Here is a 6,487-nt window from a genome sequence, read left to right as displayed (position 1 = left end):
GGCGCCCCCCCCCCCCCCCCCGACCGCCCCGCCCCCCCCCGCCCCCCCCACCCCGCCGGGCGCCCCCCGGGACCGGGGATCGTGCGCTGCGTCATGCGTCCCGGTCGCTCCGGACGGGGTGCGTGGCCTGCGCGTGCTGCTCACGCCAGGCGCGCGCGAGCATGACGAGCGCCGCGACGAGCAGCAGCCCGAACAGGGACGCGCCGAAGGCGATCGCGACGCCCGTGGCGGTGCTGCTCGGTGCCTCGGCCGCGAGGCCGGAGAGACCGGCGGGTACGCCGGACGGCGACGAGTGAAGCCCCTCGACCGTCTGCGTGGCCAGGGCGAGGTTGCCCGCCTCGAGGCTGCCCCACGCGTAGGCGACCGTGTTGACGCCCTCGGCGACCGTGAGGTCGGCCGGCCCGAGCACCGGGTCCGTCGTGCCGGCGGCGGCGATCGAGGCCGACACCGTGCCGGCCGGGAGGTCGAGCACGGCCTCCTTCGGGTTCTCGAGCCCCGTGACGACCGCGGTGCCGCCCGCGAGCACGTCGACCGCGGGTGCCGCCGCGACGTGACGGACGGTCAGCCGGCCCTGGCCCGCCGCCGTCGGCTCGGTCGAGTTGGTGAAGAGCGTCGCGGTCGGCGTGCCACCCGCGTCGAGGTGCGCGACGGCGGTGTAGCTCGTCCCCGCCTCGAGCTGGAGGTCGACCGGGCCGATGACCGGCGAGCTCGTGTCGGTCGCGTCCGGCGCGGTGATCGCGACGCTGTACGACCCGGCCGGGAGGTCGAGCGGGCCGGCGAGGTCGCCCGGCTGGAAGTCGTCGAGCGTGAGCTCGTCGTTCACCCAGACGTCGACGGGGGTGTCGGGCACGCCGTGCAGGACGGACAGGGACGCGCCGTCGGCGGTGGCGGCGTGCGCGGGGAGCGCGAGGGCTCCCACCCCGGCGAGGGTGGTGACGAGGGTGGCTGCGCCCGCGAGCGCGGCGCTGCGTCGTGCGGTGCGGTGCATGGTGTCCTCCGGTTCTCGGCCCGGTCGGTGCCGGGCGCTCGGGCAGTTGACACCCCCTCTTCCGGCGGGGAGGCGGGTACGGATGCACCGTCGCGCCACGAGTCTCGGCACGAGCTCTCGGGGGGGCGGAGCGCGCGGCGGACCGGTGTCGGGGCAGGGAACCGTGCCCGTCGGGCAGGTGAACTTCGCGGACGGGGTCTTGAGGCTGCCCGGTCCGCCACGTACCGTGGGCGCGGCGAGGCGGAGCAGCCTCGGCACGACCCCCCAAGGAGAGCTTTCGTGGCCAGACCATCTGCCGCGCGTCTTGACAGCGCTGTCGGACGACGCGGGGCCAGCCCGACGTCCGACCCCCACCCCCGACGCGGCCGCCGCAGCCGGCTCGGCGGAGCCCTCGCCGGGGCTCTCGCCGCCGGACTCGTCGGCGTGCTCGCCGTCGGCGTCCTGCCGCCCGCCGCCGCGGTCGCGGCACCCGCGGCGCCGACCGCGGAGAGCGACCTCGCGTCGCTCGTCGACGTGTTCGTCGGCACCGAGGGCGACTACGGCAACGACATGCCGGCCGCGCAGGCGCCCAACGGCCTGGCCAAGGTCAACCCGCGCACGACACCGGGGCGCAACAACACCGGGTACGACTACGCGCAGTCCAAGATCTCGGGCTTCACGCACACCAACCTCGACGGGGTGGGGGGCTCCGGCGGCGGCGGTGACATCCTCGTGGTCCCGACGTCCGGGTCGTACACGGCGCGCCCCGGCACGGGCACGTACGCGCACCCGTTCTCGCACGACGACGAGCAGGCGGGCCCGGGCTTCTACTCCGTGGGGCTCGGCAACATCGCGGGCAAGGACGGCGCGATCGCGGCCGCGCCGGGCACGATCGAGGCCGAGGTCGCGGCGACCACGCGCTCGGGCGTGCACCGCTACGCGTTCCCCGAGGGCTCGACGCCGAGCCTCGTCGTCGACCTCGAGACGAACAACACGAGCCGCCGGTCGTCCTCGGTGGACGTCGAGACGCGGGCGGACGGCACCGTGGAGCTGTCCGGGCAGGTCACCGGCTACTTCTACAACGCCGCCTACACGCTGTACTACACCGCGCGCACGCTCCAGCCCGCGACGGTGCAGACGTGGGGCGACGACGACAAGCTCGTCGACGCGACGGCCCAGGACGGCGTCGACACCGGCGCGATCCTCACGTTCGACCCGGCCGACGCGGGGGACGTCGGCCTCCAGGTCACGTTGTCGCCGGTGAGCGTCGAGCAGGCGCGGATCGACCAGCAGGTCGAGCTCGGTGACCTGTCGTTCGACGCGGTCCGCGACCGCACGCGCGCGGAGTGGAACGCGACGCTCGGGCGGGTCGCGATCGACGCCTCGACGGCGACGGACCCGACGGGCGAGCTCCAGAAGCTCTTCTACACGCACCTGTACCGCATGTTCGCGATGCCGATGAACGCGACGAGCACGTCGGGCACGTACCGCGGCGTCGACGGCGCGGTGCACGCCGCGCAGGGCTTCACGTACTACGACTCGTGGGCCACGTGGGACGACTTCCGCAAGTTCTCCGTCATCGCCTACATCGACCCGGCGCTGTACCGCGACATGGTGCAGTCGCTGGTCTACCTGTTCGCCGACGCCGAGGCGACCGGCACGGGTAGCGGCCTCGGCGGGTTCGTCCACTCCGTCCCGACGGTCCGCTGGGAGCGGTCGTCCGTCGTGGTCGCGGACGCGATCGCCAAGGGCTTCGACGGGTTCGACCGCCTCGACGAGGCATACCCGGCACTCAAGCGGCTCGTAGGGCAGTACAGCGCGGACGAGCTCCAGCGCGGCTACGTGGCGGGCAACCCCGGCGCGTCCGTGCAGCGGGGCTACGACCAGTACGGCCTGTCCGTGGTCGCGGACGAGCTCGGCCTGACCGACGAGGCGCAGACGATGCGCGAGCAGGCGTCGTGGCCGATCGAGAAGCTCACCAAGCCGGGCGCGTGGACCGCGGCCGACGGCACGCAGGTCGGCCTCCTCACCCCGCGCGCCGCCGACGGCTCGTGGCAGAGCGCCGACTACGCGAAGTTCGAGGCCGCCAGCCTCTACCAGGGCACGCTCTGGCAGTACCACTGGTACGACGCGTACGACATGGACGCGCTGGTCGAGGCGATGGGCGGCCCCGAGGCGGCGCGCCTCGCGATGCGCCACATGTTCGGAGAGCACGCGCCGGACGACGGCACGGCCATGCTCCACTCGAACGCCAACGAGATCGACCTCCAGGCGCCGTACCTCTTCAACTACACGGGCGAGCCCAGCCTGACGCAGAAGTGGGCGCGCGCGATCTACACGAAGGAGACCTGGAACCGGTACATCGCGACCGGCTCCTCCAGCGCCGTCCCGAGCGGCGGCGGCGAGTTCACGCCGCCCGTGAAGACGAAGGTCTACCAGCTCGACCCCCGCGGCATGCTCCCCACGATGGACAACGACGCCGGCACGATGTCGACGATGTTCGTCGCCGCGGCGGTCGGCCTGTTCCCGGTGACCGCCGGGTCGTCCGAGTTCCAGATCGGGTCGCCGTTCTTCGACTCGACGACCATCACCTACGACGACGGCAACGCCTTCACGGTGACGGCCGACGGCGTCTCCGAGGACGCGTTCTACGTCCAGTCCGCGACGCTCGACGGCGCGACGTTCGGCAACACCTGGGTCGACTACGCGACCGTGATCGGGGGCGCGGACCTCGCGTTCCGCATGGGCGAGCAGCCGAGCGACTGGGGCACGGACACCGAGCCCGCGTTCTCCATGAGCACCGCCACCGACGAGCCGGCCGAGGGACCGCGCGTCAGCGCGGACCCCACGACCGTGCAGACCGGCGACGGCGGCGCGCTCGACGCGACCGTGACCCTCACGCTCGACGGCGCGCGGTTCGCCGCGTCCGCCGGCACGGACCTCGTCGCGAGCGGGGCCGCGAGCGTCGTCGGGCTGCCCGACGGCGTCACCGCGGCCGTGACGGTCGCGTCGCCCACAGCGCTCACCGTCTCCCTGACGGGGACGGCGTCCGCCGATGCACGCTTCTTCGTGCACCTGGGCGACGGCGCGCTCGCCGACGGCGTCGCCGCGTCGTCGCTCCGCGGCCAGGGCGTCTCGGTACTCTCGCCGCTGCGCCTCTCGGTCGCGTCGGCCGAGCGCGACGCGCTCGCCGGGCTCGTCGAGGACGCCGTGCTCGTGCGGCACGGCAACTACTCGTCGGCGACGTTCGACCGGTTCTCCACCGCGCTGACGAAGGCGCGGGAGGCCCTCGGCGACGAGGCCGCGACGAGCATCGCGCTGCGGTTCGCGGCCGACCGGCTGGACGCGGCGATCGACGCGCTCGACCTCACGGGCGGCGGCTACCGCACGCTCGAGGCCGAGCAGTCCGAGGCGTGGTCGGGCGGCGAGCTGAAGAACGAGGCGAACAACTCGTCCGGCAACCTCGGCGGCGTGCGCTCCGGGTCGTGGGTGCAGTACCGCGACATGACCTTCGAGACCGCCGCCGGGGACACCCCGCCGCGCTTCCTGACGGTCCGGTACGACACGAGCTTCGCCCCGACGGACACGCCGAGCACCGTGCGCGTGCACGCCGGCGACGTGAGCGGCCCCGTGGTCACGACCGTGGACCTGAGGGGCACGAGCGGCTGGGGCAAGTACACCGAGGTGACGGCGGAGCTCGGCGACGTGCAGGCGCTCGCCGACGCGAAGGTCGTCACGTTCGAGCTCCTCGCGCCGTCGGGCCGGAGCTGGGTCGGCAACTTCGACTGGTTCCGGTTCAGCGCCGAGGACCCCACGGCACCGGGCCAGCCCGGCGAGTCGCCGACCGTGACGATCGAGGCCGAGGACTGGACCGCGAACTCCGGTCGCGGGCTCAAGAAGGAGTCCTCGACGTGGACGAGCGGGCCGGTGACGAACGTCGGCGGCACCGCGGACGGCGACTGGCTCGCGTACGGCGAGGTCGACCTCGGTGAGCTCCCGCTCGGCGAGCTGTCCGTCCACTACGTGCACAACTCGAACCGCTCCGGGCGGAACTCGGCGCTGTCGGTGTACCTCGACGCGTTCGACCCGGCGAACCCGGGCGAGCCGTTCGTCACCGTGCCGCTGCCGACGACCGGGTCGAGCTGGACCGCCGACGGCACAGCGACCGTCGTCCTCCCGGAGACGGTGCAGGGGACGCACGAGGTGTTCGTGCGCCTGTCGACCGAGGCGTACGCCGACCACCCGTACGTCGCGAACCTGAACAGCCTGACGTTCGCGCCGGGTGGCCCGACGTCGGTCGTCGTCGAGTCCGAGGCCTGGACGTCGAACTCGGGCCGCGGGCTGAAGAACGAGAGCTCGACGTGGACGAGCGGTCCGGTGACGAACGTCGGCGGCACCGCGGACGGCGACTGGCTCGCCTACGGCGAGATCGACCTCGGTTCCGCCGCGCTCGACCAGCTCTCTGTGCACTACGTGCACAACTCGAACCGGTCCGGGCGGAACTCCGCGTTGTCGGTGTACCTCGACGCGTTCGACCCGGCGAACCCGGGCGAGCCGTTCGTCACCGTCCCGCTGGCGAACACCGGGTCGAGCTGGACGACGGACGGCACGGCCGTCGTCGACCTGCCGACCACGGTGCGCGGCAAGCACCAGGTGTGGGTGCGCCTGTCCACCGAGGCGTACGCCGACCACCCGTACGTCGCGAACCTCGACAGCATGCGGTTCTTCACCGACGCGTACGATGTCGAGGCTCCCTCCACGGACACCGCGGCGCTCGCCGCGTCGGTCGAGGACGCCGAGGCGTTCGAGGCGGAGATCGACCGGTACGGCCGGATCGACGCGGGCGTCTTCTCGCGCGAGCTCGCGGCTGCGCGCACGCTGCTCGACACCGACGGCGCCACCCAGGCGCAGGTCGACGAGCGGGCGCGCCGTCTCGGGCTGGCGACCGACCAGCTCGTGCCCGCCGAGCGCCGTCGGCTCGAGAACCTCGTGACGAGCGCGGAGGCCTTGACCGACGAGGGGTACAGCCCCGAGTCGTGGCAGGCGTTCCGCACGGCGCTCGCCGCGGCGACCGAGACCCGGGACGACGCCGCGGCGTCGGACGAGGCGCTGCGCGACGCGCGCCTCGCGCTCCAGGGCGCGATCGACGCCCTGGAGGAGCCGGCCGACGTCGAGCTCGTCGAGGTCACGCTCAGCCCGCGCTGCCTCGCCGGCAAGCCGTACGTCGCGGTCCGCGCGGTGAACGTCTCCGACGCCGCGGTGGACGTCGAGCTGGCCTCGGCGCTCGGGGCCAAGACGTTCACGGACGTCGCGCCCGGGGCGAACGCCTACCAGTCGTTCGCGGCGCGCGGCGCGACCGGTGACCTCGTCGTCACCGTGACCGCCACCGGTCCGGACGGCGAGCAGACGGTCGAGCAGACGGTCACCGTGCCGACCTGCTGACCCGCACCCGAGGTGCGGGCGCCGCGCCCGCGCTGAGGGCGGGCGCGCGCCCGGTGGAGGCGCGCGCGCGGGGCGGGG

2 protein-coding genes are annotated in these 6,487 nt (G+C 73.8%); one reads left to right on the top strand and one right to left on the bottom strand.

Annotated elements, in window-relative coordinates:
- Nucleotides 1-91 precede the first annotated feature (91 nt).
- Entirely contained in the window at nucleotides 92-988 is an 897-nt protein-coding gene (locus tag ACFWH7_RS01395) for a DUF4397 domain-containing protein (RefSeq protein ID WP_378214678.1), read from the bottom strand.
- Nucleotides 989-1,267: 279 nt separating this feature from the next.
- On the opposite strand from ACFWH7_RS01395, the gene ACFWH7_RS01390 reads away from it, so the two are divergent.
- Complete coding sequence (locus tag ACFWH7_RS01390; RefSeq protein ID WP_378214677.1) at nucleotides 1,268-6,409, top strand: glycoside hydrolase domain-containing protein; 5,142 nt, start codon at nucleotides 1,268-1,270, stop codon at nucleotides 6,407-6,409.
- Nucleotides 6,410-6,487: the final 78 nt, after the last annotated feature.

The organism is Cellulosimicrobium cellulans, from assembly GCF_042723955.1.
Taxonomy (GTDB): Bacteria; Actinomycetota; Actinomycetes; order Actinomycetales; family Cellulomonadaceae; genus Cellulosimicrobium; species Cellulosimicrobium cellulans_H.
Note: the sequence above shows the minus strand (reverse complement) of the source record. Positions and strands in the feature narration are given on the sequence as shown.

Bases quoted from the DNA above. Each gene is read 5' to 3' on its own strand.
- ACFWH7_RS01395 (WP_378214678.1), bottom strand. From the start codon at position 988: ATGCACCGCACCGCACGACGCAGCGCCGCGCTCGCGGGCGCAGCCACC.